The sequence below is a fragment of the Acinetobacter sp. CIP 102129 genome (assembly GCF_000368305.1).
GTDB lineage: Bacteria > Pseudomonadota > Gammaproteobacteria > Pseudomonadales > Moraxellaceae > Acinetobacter > Acinetobacter parvus.
Window position 1 is genome coordinate 146,613 of the sequence record NZ_KB849340.1, and the last position, 26,605, is coordinate 173,217.

The window sequence follows — 26,605 nt, forward strand, 5'->3', positions numbered from 1 at the left end:
CAACAAACGCTTACATCTTATTTGTTTCATAAGTAATTTTTTTAGAATACTGATGAACGGAGTGCACTATCGTTTTTTATGTCAGACAATATCAAGCTTAAATGTAATTTATATTGTTATTTGATTAACTGTTGTGCTTAATAATGTGATTTATTTTACTATAAGTAAAACTGCTGTCTATTTTGGTGCATATGCAAATTATTTATTTACATGGCTTTCAGAGCAGCCCCATGTCAAAAAAGGGGCAACAATTACAACAATATTGCACAACTGTCGAGCATGCTGATGTGCATTTACCTGATTTAAATAAACCGCCTAAACACGTTTTAAGAGATATTTCTAAGTTGATTGAAAGTTTACCACTCGATCACGTTGCATTGGTTGGAAGTAGCTTAGGGGGATTTTATGCGACATATTTTGTCGCTAAATATGCTTGTCCTGCTGTACTGATTAATCCAGCCATGCAACCATGGCAACTGTTTAAGGATTTGTTTGGGATTGAGCAAATTCCACTCAAGGTGACTGAATCATGGACACTTGATACTGACCAATTGCAGCAACTACAATCCATTGCCAACACCAGACTGAATCATGCTGATAAAATTCTGGTGCTGTTGCAACAAGGCGATGAAGTCTTGGATTATCGCCAGGCACAACGTTATTATAGTGCGGCGCAGCCATCATCGTTGATTTTAATTGACATGGATGGCAATCATGCAATGGATGATTTTGAAGAAAAACTACCCTTAATCCTCGAATTTTTATCGGCAGCCCTCTAATAAGGAAGTCAGACCAAGTGACACAATACACGGCACAATCCCTTGAAGTTCTTTCTGGTTTAGACCCAGTTCGTCGTCGTCCAGGCATGTACACCGATACCTCGCGTCCAAACCATTTGGCGCAAGAGGTGATTGATAATGCAGTGGATGAAGCACTTGCAGGACATGCCAATCAAATTTGTGTCACCGTATATGAAGATGGTTCATTGTCAGTCGAAGATAATGGACGAGGTATGCCAGTCGATATTCATCCTGAATATGGACAAAGTGGGATAGAAATTATTCTGACTAAACTGCATGCAGGCGGTAAGTTCAGTACCGATAACTATCAGTTTTCAGGTGGGTTGCACGGTGTCGGTATTTCTGTCGTGAATGCTTTATCAACACGCGTTGAGGTTGCTGTACAACGTCAGGGTAACTTGTATCAAATGGCCTTTGAACAAGGTGAACCTATTGCACCATTATCGGTGTTAGAAGGTAAAGTTGCGAAACGTGCGACAGGAACAACCGTTCGCTTTTGGCCAGAAGCAAAATACTTTGATAGTCCAAAATTTGCACTAAAAGCATTGAAGCATAATTTGAAAGCTAAAGCCGTTTTAGCGGCAGGTTTAAAAATTATTTATGACGATAGAATTAATAACGAAAAAATTGAATGGCAGTTTGAAAATGGTCTAGTCGACTATTTAATGGATGAACTGCAAGATCGTGAAATCTTGCCAGATCCTGCTTTTGTCAGCAGCGGACAGGCAGAGCGAGCAGCTTGTGAATTTGCGATCTGTTGGAATGTTGAGGGTGGTGAACAAATACAAGAAAGTTACGTCAATTTGATTCCAACTGCACAAGGTGGTACGCATGTCAATGGATTGCGTTCAGGGGTCACGGAGGCGTTACGAGAGTTCTGTGAATTACGCAATTTGTTGCCGCGTAATATGAAACTTTCGGCAGAAGATGTTTGGGATGGGGTCAATTTTATTCTATCTTTAAAATTCCAAGAACCTCAATTTTCAGGACAAACCAAAGAACGTCTATCGAGCCGTGAAGCCTCCAATATTGTGCTCAATATTGCCAAAGATGCGTTTGCTTTATGGTTAAACCAACATGCTGAGATTGCAACGCAGTTAGCTGAAATGGCAATTGCCAAAGCTGGACGTCGTTTAAAAGCAGCTAAGAAAGTCGAACGTAAGAAGATTGTGGCTGGTCCAGCATTACCTGGAAAACTGGCAGATTGTGTGGGTTTAACCCGTGAAGACAGTGAGCTGTTTATTGTCGAAGGAGACTCTGCGGGTGGAAGTGCAAAGCAAGCGCGTGACAAGAATTTTCAAGCGATTATGCCGATTCGAGGAAAAATTCTAAATACATGGGAAGTATCTTCGGATGAGGTGCTCGCTTCTCAAGAGGTACATGATATTGCGATTGCCATAGGGGTTGATCCAGGTAGTGATGATCTATCTGAATTACGTTATGGCAAAATCTGTATTCTTGCCGATGCAGACTCGGATGGTCTACATATCGCGACATTACTCTGTGCGTTGTTTGTGAAGCATTTCCCGACTTTAGTTGAAGATGGTCATTTGTTTGTCGCAATGCCACCACTGTATCGTATTGATATTGGTAAAGATGTTTATTATGCGTTGGATGATAGTGAACTCGAAAGCATTTTGAAAAAAGTGAAAGGCAATAAAAATCCGCAAATCACTCGATTTAAAGGATTGGGTGAGATGAATGCGAGTCAATTGCGTGAAACCACGATGGATCCCAATACCCGCCGTTTAGTCCAACTCGATTTGGATGATGCGCATTTTACCGCAGGATTATTAGATAAATTGCTGGCAAAAAAACGTTCGAGTGATCGTAAGCATTGGTTAGAGCAAAAAGGTAATTTAGCGGATATAGTTGTTTAATTCTTTTTAATTGAAAGATTAAAAGCCAAGCTCATGCTTGGCTTTTCTTTATCTAGGGTCTAGCCATATTTAGGATAAATTAATCTGCATCATTTTAGTTCATCCCGTTCTTTTTGTATGCAATGTTGTATACAAGATTGGATTCTTATTTATCTTATCTTATAAATATTAAAATAAAACAATGATTTAAATTGTTGGCATAGAAATTGAATAACTCCACTCAGTAAAAATCACAATATCCATGTGTGGGGAGAAACAAGATGCAAAATAAATTATCAATGTCCGTTCTTATGGCAGCCATGATGGGGGTAGGACTGGTCGGTTGTTCAAAACCAGCAGAAAAAACAGAACAAACAAAAACTGAAACGAAAGCTGCACCTGCAGCAAGCGGTGACACGATTAAAGTGGGGATTTTACATTCACTCTCAGGCACGATGGCGATTTCTGAGACTTCTCTGAAAGATACTGCATTGATGACCATTAATGAAATCAATGCCAACGGCGGGGTGATGGGTAAAAAACTCGAACCTGTCATTGTTGACCCAGCATCGGATTGGCCGCTATTTGCTGAAAAAGCGCGTCAGTTAATTACTCAAGATAAAGTTGCCGTTATTTTCGGTTGCTGGACATCAGTATCACGTAAGTCGGTTCTTCCTGTGGTTGAAGAGTTGAATGGTTTATTGTTCTATCCAGTGCAATATGAAGGTCAGGAACAATCAAAAAATATTTTCTATACAGGCGCAGCACCGAATCAACAAGCCATTCCTGCAGTTGAGTATTTGATGGGAGAAGAGGGCGGTAAAGCACAACGTTTCGTTTTACTTGGTACAGATTACGTCTACCCACGTACGACCAATAAAATCTTACGGGCATTCTTGAAGTCTAAAGGCATTGCCGATGCAGACATCATGGAAGAATACACACCGTTTGGTCATAGCAACTATCAAACCATTGTTTCCAATATCAAGAAATTCTCTGCAGGTAAAAAGACTGCGGTGATTTCAACCATCAATGGCGATTCCAACGTTCCTTTCTACCGTGAGTTGGGTAACCAAGGTATTAAAGCTTCCGATATTCCAGTGATGGCATTCTCGGTGGGTGAAGAAGAATTGCGTGGTATCGACACCAAACCATTGGTTGGACATTTAGCTTCATGGAACTATTTCATGTCAGTTAAAAATCCGAAAAACACCGAATTTGTGAATAAATTCAAACAATATGCAGTGGAGTACAAGCTTCCAAATGCCGACAAAGTTGTGACCAACGACCCGATGGAAGCGACCTATGTGGGTATCAATATGTGGAAACAAGCGGTTGAAAAAGCAGGTACAACGGACGTTGATAAAGTTCGTGATGCAATGGCAGGTCAAACTTTTGCAGCACCATCGGGTTATACCCTCAAAATGGATGAAACCAATCACCATTTACATAAGCCTGTGATGATTGGGCAAATTCGTGGTGATGGGCAATTTGATGTGGTTTATAAAACGCCTCAAACCATCAAAGCTGAGCCTTGGAGCCCATACATTCCTAAATAATTTTCCTATGCAACCTGCTGTTTCGGCAGCAGTTTTTTCTTGGTTTTATTTCTGATTGATTGGTTTAAATAGAAAATATAAGGGGAGTCTTATGGCGAAACACTATGTTTTGGCAATGCTCTGCATCATGGCACAGATCATTTTTAATCCTGCATGGGCAGAAGTTACTTCACCAACAACTGTGACGTCTACAACTTCTCAGGATGCCATCCAGACTTTTGTTAAATCTGACTTTGCTACTCGTCGTACCATGTTGAATCAATGGCCAGCCAGTATTGAGCAACTGGATCAATTGGTCGCGTATATTGATCAAAATGAGTTATATACTGATGGTTCAGGTGATACTTACATTTTAAAAAACGATGAAAAATTATTAAGTTACCCACAATTGCAAGCCATCGAAACTTGGCCTTCAGACTTGTCTCAAGTGACTTTGGTTAATACATTACGTAAGGCACTGAACTTTGGACAAGCCAAAGTTAAATTGAATTCTGATGATGCATCACAACGTTTAGCCGCTGTTGATATTTTAGAAAATAACTTGGATGAGCTTGATGTCGCAACGATCAAACAACTCTATCTCAATGAAAAAAGTGAAAGTGTTAAAGCCCGTTTAGCACAACTGAAAGCTCGTTTAGATTTTAATAGTTCAGATGAATTTACCAAAATCGAAGCGGTAAAAGTTTTGGCAGATTCGAACCGTCCAGATGTATATGCTTTAATCACACAAAGCTTAGAGCAACCGCAGAGCAATCCAGCACTCAAGACGGCTCTGGTTGAAGCACAAAATAAAATTAAAACCCGTTTGCAAATCAGTGAGTGGTCAGGGCATGTATTTTCGGGTCTCAGTACCGCAAGTATTTTACTTTTAGCAGCGCTTGGTCTTGCGATCACTTATGGTTTGCTTGGTGTCATCAATATGGCACATGGTGAACTCATCATGATCGGTGCTTATACCACTTACGTCATTCAAAGTTTTTTTAAAACGCACTTTGCAGGCTTAGTCGATTGGTATTTATTGGCTGCGATTCCTGCTGCATTTCTGGTGAGTGCGCTGATCGGCATGTTGATTGAGCGTACTGTGATTCGCCCGTTGTATGGTCGCCAATTGGAAACATTATTGGCAACCTTTGGGGTGAGCTTAATCTTGATGCAATCGGTTCGGATGATCTTTGGCGCACAGAACGTTGAAGTGTCGAATGTCGCATGGCTCAGTGGTGGTATTGCCCTGACGCCAAGCCTGATGTTGCCGTATAACCGTATTGCGATTATTGGTTTTACTGTGGTGGTGTTACTGCTACTCGTTTTCTTATTAAACAAAACCCGTTTCGGATTATTTGTCCGTGCTGTGACACAAAACCGTCAAATGGCCCGTGCCGTGGGCATTCGATCTGCACGTATTGACATGCTGGCATTTGGCTTAGGTTCTGGCTTAGCTGGATTGGCAGGTTGTGCGTTAGCACAAGTAGGGAATGTCGGGCCTGACCTCGGACAAAACTACATTATTGATGCTTTTCTTGTTGTTGTGGTTGGCGGCGTGGGGCAAGTGTGGGGTGCGGTACTTGCAGCCTTAGGTTTAGGGATTAGCGGTACAGTTTTGGAGATTGGTTTAGGTGCGGTTTTAGCAAAAATTATTCTCTTGGTTCTTGTGATTTTGTTTATCCAAAAGCGTCCACAAGGTTTGTTTGCCATCAAAGGTCGTTTCGTGGAGTAAGCCAATGAAAATCACTTCTTTATTTGCAGATAAACCCTATAGTGCAATCGCGATTGCCATTTGTTTTGCTGTGTTATTGAGCTTGCCGTGGTTGCATTTGTTATCCCCTGATTCGGCATTTTATCTGTCAGCGTATTGGATTACGTTGATTGGCAAAATCATGTGTCTGGCATTAGTCGCGTTGGCACTGGATTTGGTGTGGGGCTATGCAGGGATTTTAAGCTTGGGGCATGGCTTATATTTCGCCTTGGGTGGTTATGCTTTCGGTATGTATCTGATGCGCGAAGCCGCAGGCGATGGTCTGCCTGATTTTATGCGTTTCCTCAGTTGGACAGAACTCCCTTGGTATTGGGTGGGCACAGAGCACTTTGCTTGGGCGATGATCTTGGTTTTATCTGTGCCTGCCTTAGTTGCCTTTATTTTTGGTTTCTTTGCTTTTCGCTCAAAAATCAAGGGTGTGTATTTCTCAATTATTACCCAAGCCATGACCTTTGCAGCGGCACTGTTGTTCTTCCGCAATGAGACAGGTTTTGGTGGAAATAATGGCTTCACGGGTTTTAAAACCTTACTCGGTTTTGATATCACCTCTGCGCCGATACGTGCCACTTTATGTTTTGTCACTGCTTTGGTGTTAATGCTGTGCTTTATCGGCTTACGTCAACTGATGAATCGTCCTTATGGGCGTGTGTTGGGGGCGATTCGTGACAGCGAAAACCGTTTGCAATATTTGGGTTATCGTACGCTGTGGTACAAGCTTTCAGCGTGGGTACTGTCTGCGGTAATTGCAGGTATCGCAGGGGCGTTGTATGTGCCACAGGTGGGCATTATCAACCCAAGCGAAATGAATCCAGTCAACTCGATTGAAATGGCAGTGTGGGTTGCCGCAGGGGGGCGTGGTACCTTGATTGGACCGATTCTTGGTGCAGGTTTAATCAATGCGGTGAAGACTTATTTCACAGTTGCAGCACCAGAAGCTTGGTTATTGATCTTAGGTGCTTTGTTTATCGTAGTGACGATTTTCTTACCGAAAGGTGTGATTGGTTTATTTGACCGTTTTAAAAAGGAGAGCAATTAAATGAGTGATTTATTCGTAGACTCAGCTCAACATGGCGGTCAACTCGGCGAGGGCTATGGACGCGCCAAAACCGAAGGTGCAGATTTTAGTCATGGCATTGCCTTGTATTTAGAAAGAGTCAGTGTGTGGTTTGATTCGTTTCGTGCCCTCAATGATTTATCGCTGTACATCGCCGAAGGTGAGTTACGCTGCATCATTGGACCAAACGGTGCAGGTAAAACCACACTAATGGACGTGATCACAGGTAAAACTCGTCCGACTACTGGCACAGCATTTTTTGGACAAAACTATGATCTTGCTAAAATGAGTACAGAGCAAATTGCGGAAGCTGGGATTGGGCGCAAATTTCAGAAACCAACGGTATTTGAAAATTTTACAGTCATGGAGAATTTACTGCTCGCTGCACCACGCGATAAGCGAGTGAAAAAAAGCTTGTTTAGTCGACTTGATCCAGAAGCGCAGTTAGCACTGGAGGAAAGTTTAGAGCAAATCCGTTTAAAGGAATTTGTGAAAAAGCCCGCAGGATTATTATCGCATGGTCAAAAGCAGTGGTTAGAAATCGGCATGCTATTGATGCAACGTCCGAAGCTGATTTTATTGGATGAGCCTGTGGCAGGAATGACTGATGCGGAAACAGAACGCACTGCTGAATTGTGTCTGGAATTGAAAAAAAATCATACGCTTGTGGTCGTAGAACATGACATGAGCTTTATTGATACCATCAGCGAAAAAGTGACGGTATTAGCACAGGGCGCAATCTTGGCAGAAGGCACATTGGCAGAGGTACAAGCCAATGAAGATGTGATTGAAAAGTATTTGGGACGCTAGGAGACTGCCATGTTAGAAGTGAAAGAAATTAACCAGTTTTATGGTGGTAGTCATATTCTTCGTGATGTGTCATTTCAAGCGCCTGTAGGTGAATGCAGTGTGATTCTAGGACGGAATGGCGTTGGTAAAACCACGTTGCTGAAATGCTTGATGGGGATTCTCCCGATTAAATCAGGACAGATTTTGCTAGATGACAAAGATATTGCCAAAATGTCGCCTGAGCAACGAGTACGTGCAGGATTGGCGTACGTGCCGCAAGGACGAGATATTTTTTCAACTTTAACTGTAGAGGAAAATATCTTAATTGGTATGGCGAAATTTTCAGGTGCAAAAACTCGAAAAGTACCGAGCCATCTCTACGAAATTTTTCCTGTTTTGGATGAAATGAAACACCGCCGTGGTGGAGATTTATCGGGTGGTCAGCAACAGCAGCTTGCGATTGCGCGAGCGTTGGCTTCTGAGCCCAGTGTTTTGATTTTGGATGAGCCAACTGAGGGGATTCAACCCTCGATTATTAAAGATATTGGCCGTGTGATTCGTAAACTGGGGGATCAGGGTGAAATGGCGATCGTTTTAGTTGAGCAGTTTTATGATTTTGCTGAAGAGCTTGCGGATAACTATACCGTGATGGCGCGTGGTCAGGTGATCGCACATGGGCAAGGGGCAGAAATGCCTGAAAAGGGGATTCGGGAGTTGGTGGCGATTTAATAAAAGCCTCGAAAGAGGCTTTTTTATTGAGTGGTTGAAAGTTGTAACTGCATCCACACCAAGTCACGCCATTGCCCAAATTTTTGTCCAACCTGTGGCATATAACCTGTTTGTACAAAACCAAGCTGTTCATGTAGCACAATAGAACCTGTATTTTCACTATCAATCGCAGCCACCATGATATGCATGTTTTGTTGTATCGCGAGATGGATCAGTTGTTGCATCAAGGCTTTGCCTAGACCTTGACGTGCATAACTTGGGTCAACAAAAACAGAATGTTCGATACTCTGACGATAACCGCTGATACTTCGAAATGCAGCATAGTAGGCATAGCCAGCAACTTTATTATGGCATTGGTCTTCAACCACAATCATGGGAAATTGCCGCTGTTGCATGTCTTGAAAACGTTGTTGATATTGTTCTAAAGCAACGGCATGATCATTCCAGTTGGCCGTCCCTGTGAGGATTTCATGATTATAGATCGCGAGAATTTGTGCTAAATCATCCATTGTGGCAAAACGAATCTGATAACGGGGATTCAAGTTGTGTGCTGCGAGCTTAAGAACGAATGACATGAGAAAATAAAAGAAAGTTCACATCTTCTAAATATGCGTGATTGAAAAAAACAGCAAGACTAAGCTTGCTGTTTTTCAATTGACTGACTGTTTAGAAATGATATTTCACTAACGCACTGACATTGTTTTCGTCACTACCTTTAATACCAAACTTGTTATTCCAAACCGAATGTTCAATACCTAGATACAGGCGTGTTTCTGGTGAAATATGCTTACCGACATTCCACTTGTATTGGGTGGTCCAGTTCAGCTCGCTGGCATGATCTTTCTCACCTGTAGACCAGTCAAGAAAGCCATCCACCAGAAAATCCTCATTTGACAGTTTAAATGGCAATGCGTAGGCAATGGTCATTTGATAGTCATCAGCAGTGTTTTCATTGCTGGCACGGTAGAAATTGACATTCGCATATTGGAAATAAGGAATTGCAAGATCGAAACCTACGCCGTATAAGAAGTTATCAAAACTAGAAAAGTCATCATTATTGCTTTCCCAAGTGGTTGAGATCAACACATCTTTAATCGGACCAAAAGCAAGTTTCTGACCTGAAACCTCACCCAAGCTCAAGCGTGGAGAAAGCTCGAAATAAGTGCTTTTATGATCGTCGCTACCACGCATACGATCCATAAAGAAGAACACATCGGCATATTTTACTTTTGCAGCGTATTCAGTGGTTAAAGTCGTTTGCTTTTCATCGACAACTTCGTAGTTTTCGCCGTATAAACCAGTGAGGCTAAAATCTTGCCAAATAGGCTTTGCCTGAACGAAAGCTGCTGTAGATACCAATAAACAAGTCGCTGCAAGTTGCTTCAATTGCATTTAAAAAATTCCCCCAAAAATGGCGTGTCAAGCATACAAGGGATTAAGCAAAAATAAAGCCAAATTTGACCAAATGCTCAAAAGAATTGTATAGAGCCGACCAAAAGAAAAAAGCCAATGAATTTAAAAATCTTTTTGATCAAGTTTTAATAAAAATGTCAAAAATCAGCTTGCATATTTGTGATGAAAGACAGATATTAGAGTTATAGTAGAACTTCTTAACTACTGAAAAGCAACAGATGCGAAGCAAGGAGACCACAAGCATTTACATAATCAGAATATACAACTGCACTGAATGAATGCATGCTCAAAGTGTGCCAGATAACAAAGTTTTGTAGCACCGTCTCAATAGAAAAGAGAGGAAGATATTTATGAATATTGAAGTCCGTACAGATAAGAACATTCAAGGTGGCGAACGTTTAATTAGTTATGTCCGTGCAGAACTTATGAAAGAATTCCAACGCTATAGCGAACGTATTACACATTTTTTGGTTTATATTAGTGATGAAAATGGGGAAAAAAAGGGCGATGATGACAAACGTTGTACGATCGAGGCTCGTCCAGCAGGCCTGAAACCTGTTGCTGTGACAAACAAGGCGGCAAATGTTGATGCCTCCATCCACGGTGCGATTGATAAACTAAAACGCAGTTTGGAACATTTATATGAGAAAAAAGAACATCATCGTGGTGGCTTGCCAAAATATATTGATGTCGATGATGACGTAGACCTGAAAGAAGCATAGGTAGATATGCATAAAAAAAGCCCAAAGTGGGCTTTTTTTATGTGTGTATCAAATTTATACATGATTTTTGGGCTGTTTTATAAAAACCTGTTGGGATATTCGGCATAATAGAAACATTAAATATATTGTGAGAATTGGTCATGTTAAGCAATCAGCAGCAGGCCTTGGTGCAAGCCATACAACAACTCGATTTAGCCCAAGTGCAATCTTTACTTGCTGAAGGACTCGACCCGAACTTTATTGATCCAGAACATGGTTTCCCAGTCTCTATTCTATGTGATGGCTTATTTGTCTGGTGGGAGAATGTCTGTGAAGCTTATGAAGCAGGTCAGCCATTGACTGAAGCAGACAAACAACAACAATTACAAGTTTATCAAGACATTTTAGAAGCATTAATTCAAGCGAAAGCCAATCTTCATTTATGGGATGCCGAGGAATTTTATGGACCACTTTGGGATGCGGCAAGCTCGGCCTGTGTGCCTATGGTACAGCGTCTACTGGATGAAAAGGTGGATCCAAACACAAGAGATGAAGAGGGTCTCACCATTTTGTCATCCATTAGCCAGTTATTCTTTGACTGCGATTTTGATGAAATTGACTGGTCGGAGTCCTTGCAGGAAGAGCGTGAAACACTAGAATTGCTACGTCGCCATGGCGCAAAAATGTCAAAAGAGTTAACGGCATAAGCCTAGCCAACAAGATATAAAGGGGAGAACAATGAAAAAGTTTCAAGTATTAGGCTTGATTGCTGCATCAATCATGACAACTGCAACATCTGCAGCAGAATTTTCTTTTGACCGTCGAGGCTCAGGTATAGGTACGGGTATTACACCTGTAGGTCACTTGGCGTGGGAGCAAGGTCTACCGAGCGTAAGCTATCAAGAAGGGACCGTCGATGGCGTAAAAGATAAAACGCTTACATTAAACGCTGACATGCTTTTACGCACAGGTTTAGCTGATGGTCTAGAACTGCAACTGGGTTGGCAAGGCCCTGTCTGGCAGCAAAACAAATATGCGGGCATGAAAAAGGAAACTCATGGTTTGGGTGATGTTAGCATTGGCTTGAAAAAGGCGATTGACCTAAAGGATGACCGTTTAAGCATGGCGTTGCTGGCTGAGGCGGTTATTGCAACGGGCAATGACGAGTTCACTGCACATGACGACATCTATAGCCTGACTTCGGCAGTGGCGTATGAGCTGAGTGACTTGGTTGGTACATCCATTACCATGCGTTATGAGGCGCAGAACAGTGATTGGGCAGTCACCGCCGTTCCGACCATTGACTATAAAATTGCAGGTAAATTGTCTGGTTTCTCAGAGTTTATCTACCGTAAGGCGGAAAGTCAGGACTATGAATATGGTTTAGGTACGGGTCTGGTTTATGCCATCAATGACCGTGCTCAACTGGATGCCAGTGTTGGTGTCGATTTAAATGGCAGTGGCAAAAGCTATAACGGTGGTTTTGGCGTTTCGGTCCTATTCTAATCAAACCTCTCTCCATGTTCCTCCCTTGAATTCCTGTTGCGCATAGGGAGTGCTGGAGAGAAAGCAGAGAAAACATAATGAAAAAGTGTGTTCAGGGCGGCTACAGTTTTCAGCTGATCCGTTATTTTCTTGGCAGTTTACTGTTGTTATGTGGGACGGTCATCCATGCCCAGGACAATGTTTCAGCGCCATTGCTCAGCCCAGAACAGGCATTTACATTTTCGGTTGAATCGACCAAAAACAATGAAGCGCGTCTGCATTGGACCATTCAGCCCAACTACTATTTGTATCAACACAAATTTGAGGTTCAGCAGGGCAATAAAGCGGTCGCCTTGAATTTACCCAAGGCGGTTGACCAGTATGATGAAAATTTTGGTCATACCCAGGTGTATTACCAGCAGGTTGAATTCAGTATTGCCACGCAGGCATCACAACATTATCGGGTGAGCTGGCAAGGCTGTGCCAAAGACCGTATCTGCTATCCACCGCAAAACATTGAGTTCCAGACCGATGCCGATGGCTTGGTCAGCATGGAAAATACAGGTTTAAACTCACAAAAACGCTTTCTGGATGTCGCCCGTTCCGCCAATGCCTTAAATGCCCAGACAGCCGCAAATGACAGGGCGGAAACATCAGACGCTACCGTTTCTGTATCTTCCAACAATTCAACTGGTATGGCGCAAGATCAGAAATGGTCAAGCACGCTGGAACAACATTCCCTTGCCTACAGCCTGTTGTTGTTTCTCGGTTTAGGTATTTTACTGGCGTTTACGCCATGTTCGTTGCCGATGCTGCCGATTTTGACTTCATTGATTGTTCGTGAACATAAAGGGGTCAAGGCATGGACAATTGCACTGACCTTTGTGCTGAGTATGGCGATGGTCTATGCGGTACTTGGCCTGATCGCCTCGGCGGCTGGACTGAACTTCCAGCGCTGGTTGCAGCAGCCTGCCACACTGGTTGCTTTCAGCCTGTTGTTTGTACTGTTCGCCTTAAACCTGTTTGGCCTGTTTGAGATCAAGCTACCGCAAAAACTGCTTAATCGGCTGGATCGTATGCAGTCGGTACAGCAGGGTGGAACCCTGATTGGTGCCAGTGTCATGGGCATGATCTCCGCCTTGCTGGTTGGGCCGTGTATGACCGCACCCTTGGCAGGCACACTCCTGTTTATTTCCCAGACCCAAAACCAGTGGCAGGGCGCATTATTGCTGTTTACGCTGGGTTTTGGCATGGGGATTCCACTGTTGCTTGCCAGCGTGTTGGGGGCGAAAGCCTTGCCGAAAGCGGGTGAATGGATGCACCAGATTAAGGTGATTTTTGCCTTTTTGATGTTGGCTTTAAGTATTTATTTTATCCGTCCGTTGTTGCCTGAATTAGCGATTCAAATACTTAGTCTTATATTGGGCATGGCATTTATTGGTTTCGCGATATATCGTCTGTTTGTGAAGAAAGGACAATTACAGTGGTTATATGCATTGTTGCTGATGATCTCAGTTCCGTTTTTAGCTTTTAACCAATATCAACATATTCAAAATTTAAGCGCAGTTCAGGCAGATAAATTAGCAGAGTGGCATGTCGCAACAACCGCTGTTGAGTTTGAGCAGATTCTAGCTAACGCACCAAAAGATCAGGCCGTTGTGATTGATGTGTATGCAGATTGGTGTGTGGCTTGTCAGCCGATTGAACATCGCATCTTAAAGGATGCTGAGGTGCAACAGGCTTTAGCTCCTTACTATTTGATTAAACTGGATTTAAGCCATTATGATGCCTCACATCAGGCACTGCTCAATCAATGGGATATTTTAGGCCCACCGACCTATCTATTCCTGAACTTTCAACAACAGGAAATCCGTCCGCTCCGTTTGACAGGCGCATTTAAAAAGAACGAATTATTACAACAACTCACGACATTAGACAGAAATTTTAAAGCTGAACCCAACAGCTAAGGTTAGTGCTGTTGGATGAGGAACTGGTGGTTTGGGACAGTCTGGCCATCTGTGAATATGTGGCACGGATTGAGCAAATCTGGTCTGAACGTCCAGCTGAGGACAGCTTTTTATGTGGTGAGTTTAGCCTTGCCGATGCATTCTATGCACCTGTGGTGATGCGCTTTGAGTGTTTTAAGCTGCCATTATCGGCGTCAAGCCAGGCCTATATGCAAAAGATATTGTCTTTGGCATCCGTGCAGCAGTGGATTGCGGAAGTCAGACAGGAGCAGATGTTTGTGGCGTTTGATGAGCCTTATCGAAAAAGTCGTGATGAATATTTAAAACCCTAAAAATCTGGAAAAATTGATAAATAAAGCCTAGGGATATATCGAAGTTGAATAGAACTCCAACCTGCATAATATGAAAAATTTCCAGCCATTTCCCCTAAATGGCTGGAAATACCTTTAATCAATGGCAAGATCAGTAAAGATTTTCACCTGATTCCGTCCATCTGCCTTGACCGCATATAAAGCCTGGTCGGCCTGACTAATGATTAAATGGGGTTCATCCGCACTCACTGAACTGCTAATGCCAAAGCTGGCGCTGACCGAAAATTCCTGCTGATATTCCGTGATAAAGTTCAAGTGGGAGATTGCAAGACGGCAGCGTTCCGCCACACTTTGTGCCTGTGCCGTCGTGGTGTTCGGCAGTAGCAAAATAAACTCCTCACCACCAAAACGCCCAATCACATCCAGGTCACGAATGTTGTATGCCAGACATCTTGCCACCTGAACCAACACTTGATCGCCCATGCTGTGCCCAAACTGGTCATTAATATTCTTAAAGTGGTCTAAATCGAGCAGCACAATTGAATATAACGGGTCTGGCTGCTGATGCAGCTTTTCCAGATAGCTGCTAATACTGCGTCGGTTCAGCACATTGGTGAGGGGATCAAGACGGCTGAGGAGCTGAATGGCGGTTTCCCGTGTGCGCCACTGGGTCAGCAAAACCTCAAACAGGAATAGGCAGGCCAGCATAATCGGAACAAGGAAGAACATCATGCTGCCCACCCAGAAAGGATGCATGGCAACCTTGTTGATTTCCGCCATCTTAAACAGAGGGGCGTAGGTGAGTGCCCCGATAATGCTCATATAATTGCAGAACAACAGGGCAATGGTGGCAGGCACAAGGGCGTAGTAAATCATTTTACGGTTAAACAGGATCAAGCCCACACCCACCACGCTGACATAACCCACCATGGTTGCTGGACTAAAGCTTCCCACCAGATAGCTGTTGTGGCAAAGCATTGCGGTAAAGACCTGCACCGTAATGAGGGGAAGAAACTCCTTTGCCCATTTCCGATCCCTATAAAAGTGGCAGGGAAAAATGATGGCCACTAAAACCACAAGCATAATCAGGCTGGTCCATAACTGAGACCAGACCAGGTTTAAATGTACCCATGCTGAATATGCTGGATGGGTGAGGATAAAAATATCCCAGCTGATCCAGAACAGGTTCATAACAGCAGCAAGTATCAGTAATAAAATACTTTTTTTAAGTATGGTCCAATTGACTACAATTTGATGTTCCAAAAAAAGCCTGAGGCCCCATCTCTTTTTGTCAGTTGGCCTATTAAAACGAATCTTGACCATTGGCATGCATCCTTATATGCAATGAGATTCCGTAGAAACTGTAGAGTTGTCCTCAAAATATTGAAGAATAATAATTAAAATAACAATAACATCTTTGGAATGAGAAAAAAGTCTAGTTCTAGGCTTTTTAATGCAAATTATAACGGGAAAATTTTTTGAAAAAAGGGGGGTGATGTGAATATCCAATCAGATTTATTTTATGATGACAAAATTAAATTAACAGTGACAATGGTCAGCCATAGCTGACCATTTTTGCATAAAATTTAAGCGGCCTAGTCACGGTCAAGTGAATGGGCGAAATCCGCAATATCCGCCAGTGCCTGTTTTGCTTCAGGGAACCATGCATTGAACATCTGGAAATTATGCCACATGCCTGTGTAAAGTTTAAAGTGTACTTTGACTCCAGCTTTTTCAGCTTTTTCTCTAAAGCGTTTTGAATCATCCAGTAAAATTTCTTTTGAACCGACTTGCACCAGTGTTGGCGGTAAGCCTTTAAGATCATCAAATAGAGGAGAAACACGCGGATCATCCGCTTGTACACCATCTTTTAAGTAATGATTAATTCCTGCTTGTAAGGCTTCAATAGAGAGCAGAGCATCATGTTTTTGGTTAAAGCGTAATGATTCACTGGTGAGGGTCAGATCTAAATAGGGTGACATTAAAATTAAACCGCTTGGCATGAGATCAGGTTGTGCTTTTAATCGTAAGCACAATGCCAACGCGAGATTGGCACCACAAGAATCCCCCGAAATAATAATATCTTTGGGTTGGATACCTTGTACCAGAAGCGCCTGATAGACATCAAAAATGGCGTCAATTGCCTCAGGGTAGGGATGTTCAGGCGCAAGCGGATAATCCATATGAACCACTTGCATTTGCGTGCGCGCAGCAATATCAGTCATGAGGGCCCGATGCGTACTTAAACTCCCCAGGAAAAAAGCACCGCCATGAATATGAAAAATAAGTTGTGTGGCAGACGCTTGTGCCTTGATTTCTTCACCACGCACGCCTGCTAAGCGCAATGGTCGAATTTGTACTGTGGGATTTTGGGGGAATAGACGACAAAGTTGGTCTAATAAAGGTCGCAAAGCATTCGGGGCTAAATTAAACTGACTCGGCGTACGAATGGTCGCTTTTAGTAATGATTCAGTAAAATAATATTTCCAAACAGTACCAAATTTCATAATTTTTCCATATTGTTAGTTCAGTATATAACTAAGAGAGTTTTGACTCATGTGCCTTGCGCTGTAATTACAGCAATGTTTTGTTGTTGCTCAGGCTATACCCAATAGTCATAATCAAGCATTGCAATATTGATAGAAATTCTCAATACTCTTAGTCTTGAAAAGACCCCTTAAGGATATTACAAAAATGAAGAAAATTGCTTTAGCATTTGGATTGCTCGGTTTAACAACTTTTGCCAATGCGGCAGATGCATTAAACGGTAGCGTTTGGCAGACAATCGATGATGAAACGAAGCAGCCAAAGGCGATTGTGAAGTTTACTGAGCAAAAGGACGGTTCGTTAACAGCGTCTATTCAAAAGTATTTAGTTCCAGGGCAGGAAGATGCCTGTTCTAAATGTGAAGGAACCTACCACAACAAACCTCTTAAAGGTATGGCGATTGTGCGTAATCTGAAGAACGTGGGTGGAACAAATTATGACAATGGCACAATTATTGATCCTAAAAATGGCAAGACCTATAAGTTGAAAGCTCAAATCATCGAGGGTGGTAAAAAGCTTAAACTGCGTGGCTATATTGGTGTAGCCGCTCTAGGCCGTAACCAGACCTGGGTTCGTGCCAACTAATTTGAGTTTGAACTGAAAAAAACCGAGTCCTGAGACTCGGTTTTTTATTTTTTCTGTTTAAGCGGAGAGATTCTGGTAAGTCGCCTCATCAAAGCCAATAATAAAGCCCTGTGGAGTTTGTAGCACTGGACGCTTAATCAGGCTTGGTTGGGCAATGAGGGTCTCAATCAGGTTTTGCTCGTTGCTGCTGGCATGGGCCTGTTCTGTTTCAGATAACTTGCGCCAAGTTGTACCTTTTTTATTCAGCACCTTATCTGCACCCATTTCTTTCAGCCAAAGCGCTAAAGTGGCAGCATCAATTCCCTGTTTTTTGTAGTCATGAAATTCATAGGCAATACCCTTTGCCTGTAAGGCATCAAAGGCCTTTTTCATCGAATTGCAGTTTTTAATACCATAAATTTTAAACATACTGGAAACCATAGAAAACAAGAAAAGATATGACTGAAAGCCTAACGCAAAAAGCTGGTCATTTGCCAGTTGAGTTTTTTAGCCTATAACTCAATGCATGTTTGAAATGGTCAACAGACCCTGTTTATCAAGTAAATTGATGCATTGTGTTGAGCAAAATTAAAATGATCAAATCAATCATGCTTTTTGATGAAAAAAGCTAAAGATAAACGGGGTGAAAAATATTTAAGATTAAAAAAGAGAAAACCCACATTTAATCTTCCTGATCATGCGGGTCTCATTTCAACGTCCAATGTCTCATCCATGCAAATAAACTTAAACTAAGTTTATTTTGTCTTCCTACGGCTTCCTATCCTTTTTTGGTCATCCTGACCGCTTCCTTGTGCCGTGGTGCTATAATGCCGTTACAGCCGATAAATAAAAATACACAAAAAACGACACAAGCTGTCAGCCAAAGAGGCGGTCAAAGTGAACAAGTGTTCACTTATTCGTGTATTTTATAGTCAATTATGACAGGGGCATGGTCGCTAAACCATTGTTCTTTATACACCCATGCGTTTGCAGTCCGCATTTTCCAGTCAGGTGAACAGGCCTGATAGTCAATCCGCCAACCCACATTTTTTGTACGAGCCTGCCCACGATTTGACCACCATGAATACAATTCCGCCTCTTTTCGCACTTCGCGGAATGTATCGACATAACCCAGTTCATCATAAATATGATCAAGCCATGCCCGTTCATGCGGTAAGCAGCCTGAAGATTTCTGGTTGCCTGACCAGTTTTTAATATCAATGCGCTTATGCACGATGTTGTAGTCGCCACATACGATGATCGATTTATTTTCATCTCGCCATTGTTTGAGTATTTGGGCGTATTCTTGAAGAAATAAATCTTTACGTGCTTGTGCTTCATCGCCACTTGAACCTGATGGCAAGTATAGCGAGGCAATATGAACAGGCTGTGACAATCCTAGATCGAATTCAGCCGTGATAAAACGCCCCTGCGAATCAGCCAGTTCAAAACCCAAACCGTTTTGTACTGAAACAAATGGGAGGCGGCTGTAAATCGCCGTACCTGCATAGCCCGCACGTTCGGCAGGGAACAGGTGGGTATGCCAGCCTTTAGGCTTGAATTTATCGGTCCACTGTTCATGGGTAATGCGGCTTTCTTGCATACACACCACATCGGCATCGGACTGTTCCAACCATTCCAACAGACCTTTGGTCACAGATGAACGTAGACCATTTACGTTAATTGAAACCACTCGAAGAATTTTTACATCACTTGGATAGCTATCCTTTGGTATCATACGTCTGTTTAACCTCAATTAAAGAATCTGGAGCACCTTATATGACAACGCCTGTGTCATTTCATCCGCAAGCTTTTATCGAACTCGCATTATCACGTGGTGTGCTTAAATTTGGTGAGTTTACCTTAAAATCAGGTCGTGTCAGTCCTTATTTCTTTAACGCAGGTTTACTGAATGATGGTGAGGCACTGTCGCTGTTAGCGCAGGGCTATGCGGATAAACTGGTTCAGTGTGACAATGTTGGGGTGATTTTTGGTCCAGCCTATAAAGGTATTCCGTTCGTCGCTGCAACTGCGGTGGCATTGTCTCAGGTGCATGGTAAAAGTGTACCTTGGGGTTTTAACCGTAAAGAAGCCAAAGATCATGGTGAGGGTGGTGTGTTGGTTGGCGCATCGGTTGCTGGCCAGAAAGTCTGGATCATTGATGATGTGATCACCGCGGGGACTGCGATTCGTGAAGTTGTGACCATCTTAAAAAATGCGGGAGCAACCATTGCAGGGGTTTTGGTGGCGCTAGATCGTCAGGAACGTGGTCAAGGTGAGCTTTCTGCAATTCAGGAAGTACAAAAAGAACTGGAAATCCCTGTGCATGCATTGATTACCATGAAAGATTTGATGGATTATCTGGATGCAAAAGGTGAGAAAGAAGCTTTAGCAAATATGCAGGTCTATCGTGAAAAGTATGGCATCTAAGTTTTAGGTGTAGGAAAGGAAGCTAAGGCTTCCTTTTTTGTTGAGTTTAATTAACGAATTATTGGAAATAATGATTAAAAAATAAGTGTGGAACGTGACAAATCATGTAAAAGCCGTTTCAGTGCGCTGAACCCTAGAACGACTTTAACTAAGATATTGATACTTATATGAAAATTTAAAGCATTTCGTATAAGGCGTATTATGTTAATTTTTAGATACTCTTAACTTATGAAAGAAACCTCAATTTAAGTGAATTTATTTAAATTTTTCCATAAGATATATCAAATTGAAGATTTGTAATGCATCTGATATAAATAACATTTTGAGATATCTGGTCTTTATATGGGCTTACCAAGAGCATTTGTAGGTTTTAGTAGTAGTGATATTCGTTCTTATCATTTAATGAAAGCATGGAAAGCTAATACTCGATTCGACTTCAACTTCTCAGATTGCCAGTTACATACTGCAATTAACTCCACTAATGAAGCTTATATAAAAAGATTATGCCGAGAAAGAATAAATATGGCAGGAACTTTTATATCTTTGATTGGACAAGATACTAGATTTAAGAAAACATTTGTAGAGTGGGAGATCGAAGTAGCTCTAGAAAAAAATTGTAGAATTATTGCTGTCAATCTTGATCGAAATCATCATGATGGAAGACGTATTAATAATTTTTTGACTCCAGAGCCTTTAAAAAATGTAGGTGCTGTCTTTATTCCATTCTCGCCAGATATCCTTGCTTTTGCCTTAGAAAATTATACGAAAAAACCTAATGATAATTATCACTATTTATCTCATGTCTATGAACGATTAGGTTATAAAAAAATTTTAGGTCTTGAATGATGAATAAAGTTCTTAAATTTCCGACATTGTTTTATCAGGCTGATAATTTATCAGACTCTTCTCAGAAAAATTATCTATTAAATATTAAATTAACTTTTATTTTGAGCTTAGTAAGTGCTGTATTAGGATTTTTTGGATTAACGAGCTCTAATCTTGCCTTTACTAGTGCAGCTTTAATATTTTTTTCAATACTTGCTACAATTTACTTAGTACTATCTAAAAAAGACCAAACTTGGTATAGATCTAGAGCACTCGCAGAATCAGTGAAATCCATATCTTTTAAATATGCTACTGGTGCTGAACCATTTTCTTTACAACTAGAAGCTAAAGTTGTGGATGACAATATTATAGATAAATTAAATGCCTTATTAAAAGAACACCAACAATTATCTGAAGATTTTTGTCATATTGGATCAGATATAAATTATATAACTAGTGAAATGAAAACTATTAGAAATCAAAATTTTGAGGAAAGAAAAGATTTTTATCTTAAAAATAGGATTCAAGACCAACTAGATTTTTATAATGTAAATGCAGAAAAGAATCGAAAAAAATCAAAAATCTGGTTTTCTGTAATGATTATATTTCAAATTTTAGCAATGTTATTTGCAATTCTAAGAGCTAAATATCCAGAAATAAATATTTGGCCTGCAGATGTATTTTTATTAGCTAGTTCATTTGTATTTACTTGGTTAGTTACTAAAAAACATAGAGAGTTATCCGCTAGCTATAGACTCACTGCATTTGAGATTTCTAAAATTAAGGAGAAATTTTTAAATATTTCAGATGATAAAGAATTTGAGATCTTTGTAGCAGATAGTGAAAATGCATTTTCTCGAGAGCATACGCAATGGTTAGCTAGGCAGGATAGTCTATAATATGTCCATCCAAACAGATCAAAACTTAAATAGGGTTTTTATTAGCTATGCTAGTGAAGATTACAACAGTGCAAAAAAAATTTACGACTTCCTAAGTTGTACAAACTATGAACCATGGCTAGATAAAGAAAAGTTATTACCAGGACAGGATTGGGATTTAGAAATAAAGGAAAATCTTTCGGCCGCTGACTTTATTATTTTTTTAGTTTCGACTACTTCATTAAGAAAAAGAGGATATATTCAAAAAGAATATAAACTTGCAAGAAGCTTAATGGAATATAAGTTAAATAATGATATTTATATTGTTCCCATTGCTTTAGAAGATAATCTTACAGATATAAATTTTAAACATATACAACATATTTTTATTGATGATGTGTACTTTGAGAAAAAAATTCTTAATAGCCTAAACTTACAACGTAAAAAATATTTTCAAGAAAACCATCAAATTAATTCAATAAATGATACTTATATTAATCAAGAAAATAGATATAAATTTAACATACACGATTTCAAAATTGATTTCTTCTGTGAATTTCCTGAATTTATTGATAATTATTTTTTTGACGCGAATGAAATAAATAATGTAATTCAAGGAAAAATTATAGAAGAGATATTTGAGTATAGAAATTTCGTTTTAGAAGATCCTGAATATTTTGAATCAGATGTGATGAGAAGTTCAAGTTTTGATTTGCAAATTGTTGGAAATATAGTTTTCATATCAAATAACATTATAAGTATTTGTATTTCAATAAATTCTTACTTTGGTGGAGTCCACCCTAATACTTATATAAAATCCATTAATTTCCAAATTCCACCTTTAAGAACATTGAAATTTAATAATCTATTTAAAGGTTATCGAAGTTGGGACGAAACGTTAATTTTATTAAAAAAATATACTAATTTTGTAGGTTTGACAGAATATTTTCAGTATATAAATGAGGAAAATATTATTTTTTCCATTACAGAAGATTTTTTAATAATAGAATTAGCAAATTTCGTACCTAGAGTAATTTTAGCTGAAGCTAGAATTGAAATTCCCATTAAGGAGATAGATTTACAAGTTAAATAATAAATATAGATATTTTCTATAGTTTTTTATTTAACATAAAATCTCTTATGCGAATCACTCTTCCTCACATTTCTTACATTCCAGCATCGCCCCTAACTTTTCCCTACGCCCTTGCTCCGTCAACACCCAAGGGCGATTTTGCCACGGTGGATCATGGCGCACATGCTGCCCATGCCCGCAGGCAAGCTCTGCCACCCAATGATTTTCTTCATCCAGATGAAATCCCACAATGGCTTGCTGCATTTATTCACCCAAACTTTCAAGTTTAGAATCCTCTAAACCCTTTAAAAAACGATGGCATAGATTATGAATCGCCACCAAATCATTGGGCTCAATACCCAAAGAGCAGGCGAGTTTAAAAGGAATCAGGGTAATTTCATCTTTTGCCGAAAGCGCTTTTTCCAGCAAAATGACTTTTTTCATGCGTTCATCTTCTTTAACCGCAACACGCTTTAAAAACTGCTTTTCTTCCAGTTTTTTAATAATCGGCGTTAAGGTTCCCGAATCAAAAAAAGTCTTTTGTCCGATTTCAGACAAGGTTACGTTGTCTTTTTCATACAACGCCAGCAACACAATAAACTGCGGATAGGTCAGGTCATATTCCTGAAGCAATGGACGATATTGACGAATCATGGCATTGGTGGCGGAGTACATGGCAAAACAGACTTGATTTTCCAAGTAGGCAATCTCAGTCATGATCCTGTCCTTAACCTGCAATAACTATAAAATAGTATAAATTGAAAAATGCAAAAAGTATATTGTGTATAATTAACTTGTACGCAATATAATTGTGTGCAATATTGTTTGTGCTATAGCTTAACAAATAAACAAAGCTACTTTGGGAATGGCACAAGTTTTATTGCAGAGAGAATTTTTATGACCAAGATTTATGATTTTCAGGCTGAACTTTTAGAGGGTGAGCAAAAAGACCTCGCAGACTATCAAGGCAAAGTGCTGCTGGTGGTGAATACTGCAAGCCAGTGTGGCTTAACCCCACAGTTTGAGGGCCTGGAAAAGCTATATCAGGACTATCAACAGCAGGGCTTGGTGATTTTGGGGTTTCCATGTAACCAATTTGCCAACCAGGACCCATCAAGCAATGAGGAAATCGGCAGCTTCTGTCAGCGCAACTATGGCGTGTCATTCCCCATGTTTGCCAAGGTTGATGTCAATGGACCAACTGCCCATCCGCTTTATCAGTATTTAACCTCAGAGGCCAAAGGTCTTTTGGGAAGCAGTATAAAATGGAATTTCACCAAGTTTTTGATCAATCAAAAAGGTGAGGTGGTGAAACGTTATGCGCCAATCACCAAACCAGAAAAAATTGCCAAGGATATTCAACGTTTATTGTCATAAGGCAGTATTCGTATGGGGGAAATGTATCTGGCTGGAACTCAAATGAGTCAAACATTTCCCAAACTTGCCCATAATTGAGAAAGAAAGATGATAATGTTATAGCTAATTGAATAAAATAGATTTTTCATTATTTAATATTTACATAACTTGTTCAGCCATAAGCAGAAAACTTGTTTATACTTTTCGGTAAGATTAAAAATACGAGCGTCAGGTTATGCGTGTACTTGTGGTGATGGACCCAATTGAAACTGTGAATCTCAAGAAAGATTCAACCATGGCAATGCTATGGGCGGCAAGCCGTCGTGGACATGAGCTGGGTTATGCACTGCAACAGGATTTATATATCGAACAAGGCAAGGCATTCGGTCTGATCTCACCATTAAAGGTGTTTGAAGACTACAGCCATTATTATGAGCTGGGCGAGAAACAAAAAGAGTCACTTGCTACTTATGATGTGGTGCTGATGCGTAAAGACCCACCATTCGACATGAACTTTGTCTACACTACCTACATTTTGGAACAGGCGGAGCGTGAGGGTGCATGGATCATCAATAAACCCCAGTCATTACGTGACTGTAATGAAAAGCTGTTTGCGACCCAGTTTCCAGAACTTCAAGTTCCGACCTTGGTGACATCACAACAAAGCCTGATTCGTGAGTTTATCAAGGCGCATGGTGATGTGATTGTGAAACCTCTGGATGGCATGGGGGGCATGGGAATTTTCCGCCTGTATCAGGACGGTGTGAACATTGGTTCGACTCTGGAAATGCTGACGGAAATGGGAACACGTCCAATCATGGTGCAACGTTATATCCCTGAAATTGTCGAAGGCGATAAACGTATCCTGATGGTCAATGGTGAGCCAGTTCCTTATTGTCTGGCGCGCATTCCACAGAATGGTGAGGTGCGTGGCAATCTGGCGGCAGGTGGTTTGGGGCAGGCACGTCCACTGACTGACAATGACAAAATGATTGCTGCAAAGGTTGGACCTTTCCTGCGTGAAAAGGGTCTGGTGTTTGTCGGTCTGGATGTGATTGGAAATTATGTCACTGAAATTAATGTCACCAGTCCAACCTGTATTCGGGAGATTGATGCCCAGTTTGGCACCTCAATTGCCGATGACTTGTTTACTGTGCTTGAGGCTGGACGACAGAACTAGACTCCCTGTTTATTGACCGAATTGCCCATTTGTTTTTGACGCTGATTGCAAGGTAAATGGGCAATGGGATGTAGTGCTCCCCTGTTTTTAATAAACAATTGAAAAAAGCGGGGCTTTCTGTTGTAAACAGGTGAAATTCGCTTTTCGTGAATGAAGCTTTAGGATTAAAATAACTTCCGAAAACAATAGACGATAACTTTCTTTTTTGAGTTGAAGAATTAGACCGTGACCAATTCACCGCAGAACAAACCCAAACATGTCATGATGATGGCCGCTGGTACAGGTGGGCATGTTTTTCCAGCACTGGCTGTTGCAAAACAACTTCAACAGGAAGGCTGTCAGGTGTCGTGGCTTGCGACGCCTACAGGTATGGAAAATCGGTTACTCAAAGACCAAAATATTCCAATTTATCAAATTGACATTCAGGGTGTGCGTGGCAATGGCCTGTTGCGTAAAATCAGCGCACCTTTCAAGATTCTCAAGGCGACCCTGAGCGCAATGCGCTATATGCGGCAGCTCAAGGTTGATGCGGTAGCGGGCTTTGGTGGCTATGTGGCTGGACCAGGTGGTTTGGCTGCACGTATCTTGGGGATTCCGATCCTGATTCACGAGCAAAATGCCATTGCGGGATTTACCAATACGCAGTTGGCACGTATCGCAACAACAGTTTGTCAGGCTTTTCCAAATACTTTCCCAACTAGTGATAAAGTGGTGACCACAGGCAATCCTGTGCGTGCGGAAATTTCTGCGATTTTGAATCCATCATGGCGTTATCAGACCCGTGAACAGGAGCAGCAGCCCCTTAGTGTTCTGATTGTCGGAGGGTCTCTGGGTGCGCAGGCTTTAAATGAGCGTTTGCCTGAGGCGTTAAGCAAGGTGAATATTCCTTTAAAGGTGTTTCACCAATGTGGGCAGAACCAGCAGGATTTAACCCGTGTTCGCTACCATGATGCGCCTAAAAGCCTACAGGTGCAGATTGAGCCATTTATTCATGATATGGCAAAAGCCTACAGTGATGCTGATTTAATTATTTGCCGTGCTGGCGCATTAACGGTTACAGAAGTCGCAACTGCAGGTCTTGCTGCGGTGTTTGTTCCGCTACCTATCGCAGTGGATGATCACCAGACTGCAAATGCGAAATTTTTAGCAAATGTGGGTGCTGCGAAGATTTGTCAACAAGCAGACATGACACCCGCTGTTTTAGATGAATTGTTAGCCACATTATTAAATCGCCAACTACTGTCTGAAATGGCAATTAAAGCACGCCAACAAGCACAACCGAATGCAACTCAGCATGTGGTTGATCTGATTAAAAAATTGTAATTCGAGTTTA

The 26,605-nt window shown here is 41.1% G+C and carries 27 protein-coding genes and 1 pseudogene; 20 read left to right on the forward strand and 8 right to left on the reverse strand.

Going from position 1 to position 26,605, the window contains the following annotated elements; genetic code table 11:
- Positions 1–191 precede the first annotated feature (191 nt).
- From F973_RS04840 to urtE, 7 genes are all read left to right on the forward strand, one after another.
- Positions 192–779: a YqiA/YcfP family alpha/beta fold hydrolase gene (locus F973_RS04840; RefSeq protein WP_034432330.1), complete on the forward strand. Its 588-nt coding sequence runs from the start codon at positions 192–194 to the stop codon at positions 777–779.
- 17 nt (positions 780–796) lie between these two features.
- Positions 797–2,680: a DNA topoisomerase IV subunit B gene (gene parE / locus F973_RS04845; protein ID WP_004760396.1), complete on the forward strand. Its 1,884-nt coding sequence runs from the start codon at positions 797–799 to the stop codon at positions 2,678–2,680.
- Between the two features lie 260 nt (positions 2,681–2,940).
- Positions 2,941–4,218: an urea ABC transporter substrate-binding protein gene (gene urtA, locus F973_RS04850; protein ID WP_004760397.1), complete on the forward strand. Its 1,278-nt coding sequence runs from the start codon at positions 2,941–2,943 to the stop codon at positions 4,216–4,218.
- Between the two features lie 91 nt (positions 4,219–4,309).
- A complete protein-coding gene (gene urtB, locus F973_RS04855) occupies positions 4,310–5,932 on the forward strand; it encodes an urea ABC transporter permease subunit UrtB (protein ID WP_004760398.1) in 1,623 nt (540 codons plus the stop codon).
- A 4-nt stretch (positions 5,933–5,936) separates the two neighbouring features.
- Positions 5,937–7,007, forward strand: a complete 1,071-nt coding sequence (gene urtC, locus F973_RS04860; RefSeq protein WP_004760399.1) for an urea ABC transporter permease subunit UrtC — start codon at positions 5,937–5,939, stop codon at positions 7,005–7,007.
- Positions 7,008–7,835: an urea ABC transporter ATP-binding protein UrtD gene (gene urtD, locus F973_RS04865; protein WP_004760400.1), complete on the forward strand. Its 828-nt coding sequence runs from the start codon at positions 7,008–7,010 to the stop codon at positions 7,833–7,835.
- 9 nt (positions 7,836–7,844) lie between these two features.
- A complete protein-coding gene (urtE, locus tag F973_RS04870; RefSeq protein ID WP_004760401.1) occupies positions 7,845–8,543 on the forward strand; it encodes an urea ABC transporter ATP-binding subunit UrtE in 699 nt (232 codons plus the stop codon).
- A 23-nt stretch (positions 8,544–8,566) separates the two neighbouring features.
- On the opposite strand, the gene F973_RS04875 is transcribed toward urtE, so the two are convergent.
- The gene (locus F973_RS04875; RefSeq protein ID WP_004760402.1) at positions 8,567–9,118 is read right to left on the reverse strand and encodes a GNAT family N-acetyltransferase; all 552 of its coding nucleotides are present in this window, start codon (positions 9,116–9,118) and stop codon (positions 8,567–8,569) included.
- A 91-nt stretch (positions 9,119–9,209) separates the two neighbouring features.
- Positions 9,210–9,935 carry an outer membrane protein OmpK gene (locus tag F973_RS04880; RefSeq protein ID WP_004760403.1) on the reverse strand — a complete coding sequence of 242 codons (726 nt, stop codon included), beginning with the start codon at positions 9,933–9,935 and terminating at the stop codon, positions 9,210–9,212.
- Between the two features lie 371 nt (positions 9,936–10,306).
- Here F973_RS04880 and F973_RS04885 point away from each other — a divergent pair, with 371 nt between their 5' ends.
- From F973_RS04885 to F973_RS04905, 5 genes and pseudogenes are all read left to right on the forward strand, one after another.
- A complete protein-coding gene (locus tag F973_RS04885) occupies positions 10,307–10,678 on the forward strand; it encodes an HPF/RaiA family ribosome-associated protein (protein ID WP_004679065.1) in 372 nt (123 codons plus the stop codon).
- Positions 10,679–10,818: 140 nt separating this feature from the next.
- Positions 10,819–11,364 (forward strand): ankyrin repeat domain-containing protein, encoded by a 546-nt coding sequence (locus F973_RS04890; RefSeq protein WP_004760404.1) that lies wholly within the window; start codon positions 10,819–10,821, stop codon positions 11,362–11,364.
- A gap of 31 nt (positions 11,365–11,395) precedes the next feature.
- Positions 11,396–12,163, forward strand: coding sequence for a transporter (locus F973_RS04895; protein ID WP_004760405.1), 768 nt, complete (start codon positions 11,396–11,398; stop codon positions 12,161–12,163).
- 77 nt (positions 12,164–12,240) lie between these two features.
- Positions 12,241–14,109 carry a protein-disulfide reductase DsbD gene (gene dsbD / locus F973_RS04900; protein ID WP_004760406.1) on the forward strand — a complete coding sequence of 623 codons (1,869 nt, stop codon included), beginning with the start codon at positions 12,241–12,243 and terminating at the stop codon, positions 14,107–14,109.
- A pseudogene (locus F973_RS04905) lies at positions 14,078–14,441 on the forward strand (glutathione S-transferase); the annotation flags it as partial. The gene dsbD and the pseudogene F973_RS04905, both read left to right, overlap by 32 nt.
- A 114-nt stretch (positions 14,442–14,555) precedes the next feature.
- Here the strand turns inward: F973_RS04905 and F973_RS04910 are convergent.
- Both F973_RS04910 and F973_RS04915 read right to left on the reverse strand, forming a co-directional pair.
- Entirely contained in the window at positions 14,556–15,743 is a 1,188-nt protein-coding gene (locus tag F973_RS04910; protein ID WP_004760407.1) for a GGDEF domain-containing protein, read from the reverse strand.
- Between the two features lie 272 nt (positions 15,744–16,015).
- Entirely contained in the window at positions 16,016–16,927 is a 912-nt protein-coding gene (locus tag F973_RS04915; RefSeq protein WP_004679056.1) for an alpha/beta hydrolase, read from the reverse strand.
- A gap of 187 nt (positions 16,928–17,114) precedes the next feature.
- Between F973_RS04915 and F973_RS04920 the strand changes: the two genes are divergently transcribed.
- Complete coding sequence (locus tag F973_RS04920) at positions 17,115–17,552, forward strand: DUF2147 domain-containing protein (protein ID WP_004760408.1); 438 nt, start codon at positions 17,115–17,117, stop codon at positions 17,550–17,552.
- A gap of 57 nt (positions 17,553–17,609) precedes the next feature.
- On the opposite strand, the gene F973_RS04925 is transcribed toward F973_RS04920, so the two are convergent.
- Together F973_RS04925 and F973_RS04930 are read right to left on the reverse strand one after the other, a co-directional pair.
- Positions 17,610–17,960 carry an arsenate reductase gene (locus F973_RS04925; RefSeq protein WP_034432333.1) on the reverse strand — a complete coding sequence of 117 codons (351 nt, stop codon included), beginning with the start codon at positions 17,958–17,960 and terminating at the stop codon, positions 17,610–17,612.
- Positions 17,961–18,444: 484 nt separating this feature from the next.
- Positions 18,445–19,269, reverse strand: a complete 825-nt coding sequence (locus tag F973_RS04930; protein ID WP_004760410.1) for an exodeoxyribonuclease III — start codon at positions 19,267–19,269, stop codon at positions 18,445–18,447.
- Between the two features lie 41 nt (positions 19,270–19,310).
- On the opposite strand from F973_RS04930, the gene pyrE reads away from it, so the two are divergent.
- The 4 genes from pyrE (at position 19,311) to F973_RS04950 (ending at position 22,757) form a co-directional block, all read left to right on the forward strand.
- Positions 19,311–19,961, forward strand: coding sequence for an orotate phosphoribosyltransferase (pyrE, locus tag F973_RS04935; protein ID WP_004760411.1), 651 nt, complete (start codon positions 19,311–19,313; stop codon positions 19,959–19,961).
- Between the two features lie 342 nt (positions 19,962–20,303).
- Positions 20,304–20,807 carry a TIR domain-containing protein gene (locus F973_RS04940; RefSeq protein ID WP_004760413.1) on the forward strand — a complete coding sequence of 168 codons (504 nt, stop codon included), beginning with the start codon at positions 20,304–20,306 and terminating at the stop codon, positions 20,805–20,807.
- Positions 20,807–21,685, forward strand: coding sequence for a DUF4231 domain-containing protein (locus tag F973_RS04945; protein ID WP_171062307.1), 879 nt, complete (start codon positions 20,807–20,809; stop codon positions 21,683–21,685). Before F973_RS04940 ends, F973_RS04945 begins: the two co-directional genes overlap by 1 nt.
- Before the next feature lies 1 nt (position 21,686).
- Positions 21,687–22,757, forward strand: coding sequence for a toll/interleukin-1 receptor domain-containing protein (locus F973_RS04950; RefSeq protein ID WP_004760416.1), 1,071 nt, complete (start codon positions 21,687–21,689; stop codon positions 22,755–22,757).
- Between the two features lie 54 nt (positions 22,758–22,811).
- Here the strand turns inward: F973_RS04950 and F973_RS04955 are convergent, their stop codons facing one another.
- Positions 22,812–23,000, reverse strand: a complete 189-nt coding sequence (locus F973_RS04955; RefSeq protein WP_004760418.1) for a DUF3565 domain-containing protein — start codon at positions 22,998–23,000, stop codon at positions 22,812–22,814.
- Positions 23,001–23,453 (reverse strand): MarR family winged helix-turn-helix transcriptional regulator, encoded by a 453-nt coding sequence (locus F973_RS04960; RefSeq protein WP_004683555.1) that lies wholly within the window; start codon positions 23,451–23,453, stop codon positions 23,001–23,003. It abuts the gene before it with no gap.
- 180 nt (positions 23,454–23,633) lie between these two features.
- Here F973_RS04960 and F973_RS04965 point away from each other — a divergent pair, with 180 nt between their 5' ends.
- The 3 genes from F973_RS04965 to murG all read left to right on the forward strand — a co-directional run bounded on the left by F973_RS04965 (position 23,634) and on the right by murG (position 26,595).
- Positions 23,634–24,113: a glutathione peroxidase gene (locus tag F973_RS04965; protein ID WP_004760419.1), complete on the forward strand. Its 480-nt coding sequence runs from the start codon at positions 23,634–23,636 to the stop codon at positions 24,111–24,113.
- A gap of 214 nt (positions 24,114–24,327) precedes the next feature.
- Complete coding sequence (gene gshB, locus F973_RS04970; RefSeq protein ID WP_004756907.1) at positions 24,328–25,272, forward strand: glutathione synthase; 945 nt, start codon at positions 24,328–24,330, stop codon at positions 25,270–25,272.
- Between the two features lie 225 nt (positions 25,273–25,497).
- Positions 25,498–26,595: an undecaprenyldiphospho-muramoylpentapeptide beta-N-acetylglucosaminyltransferase gene (gene murG / locus F973_RS04975; RefSeq protein ID WP_081399900.1), complete on the forward strand. Its 1,098-nt coding sequence runs from the start codon at positions 25,498–25,500 to the stop codon at positions 26,593–26,595.
- The last annotated feature ends 10 nt before the right edge of the window (positions 26,596–26,605 follow it).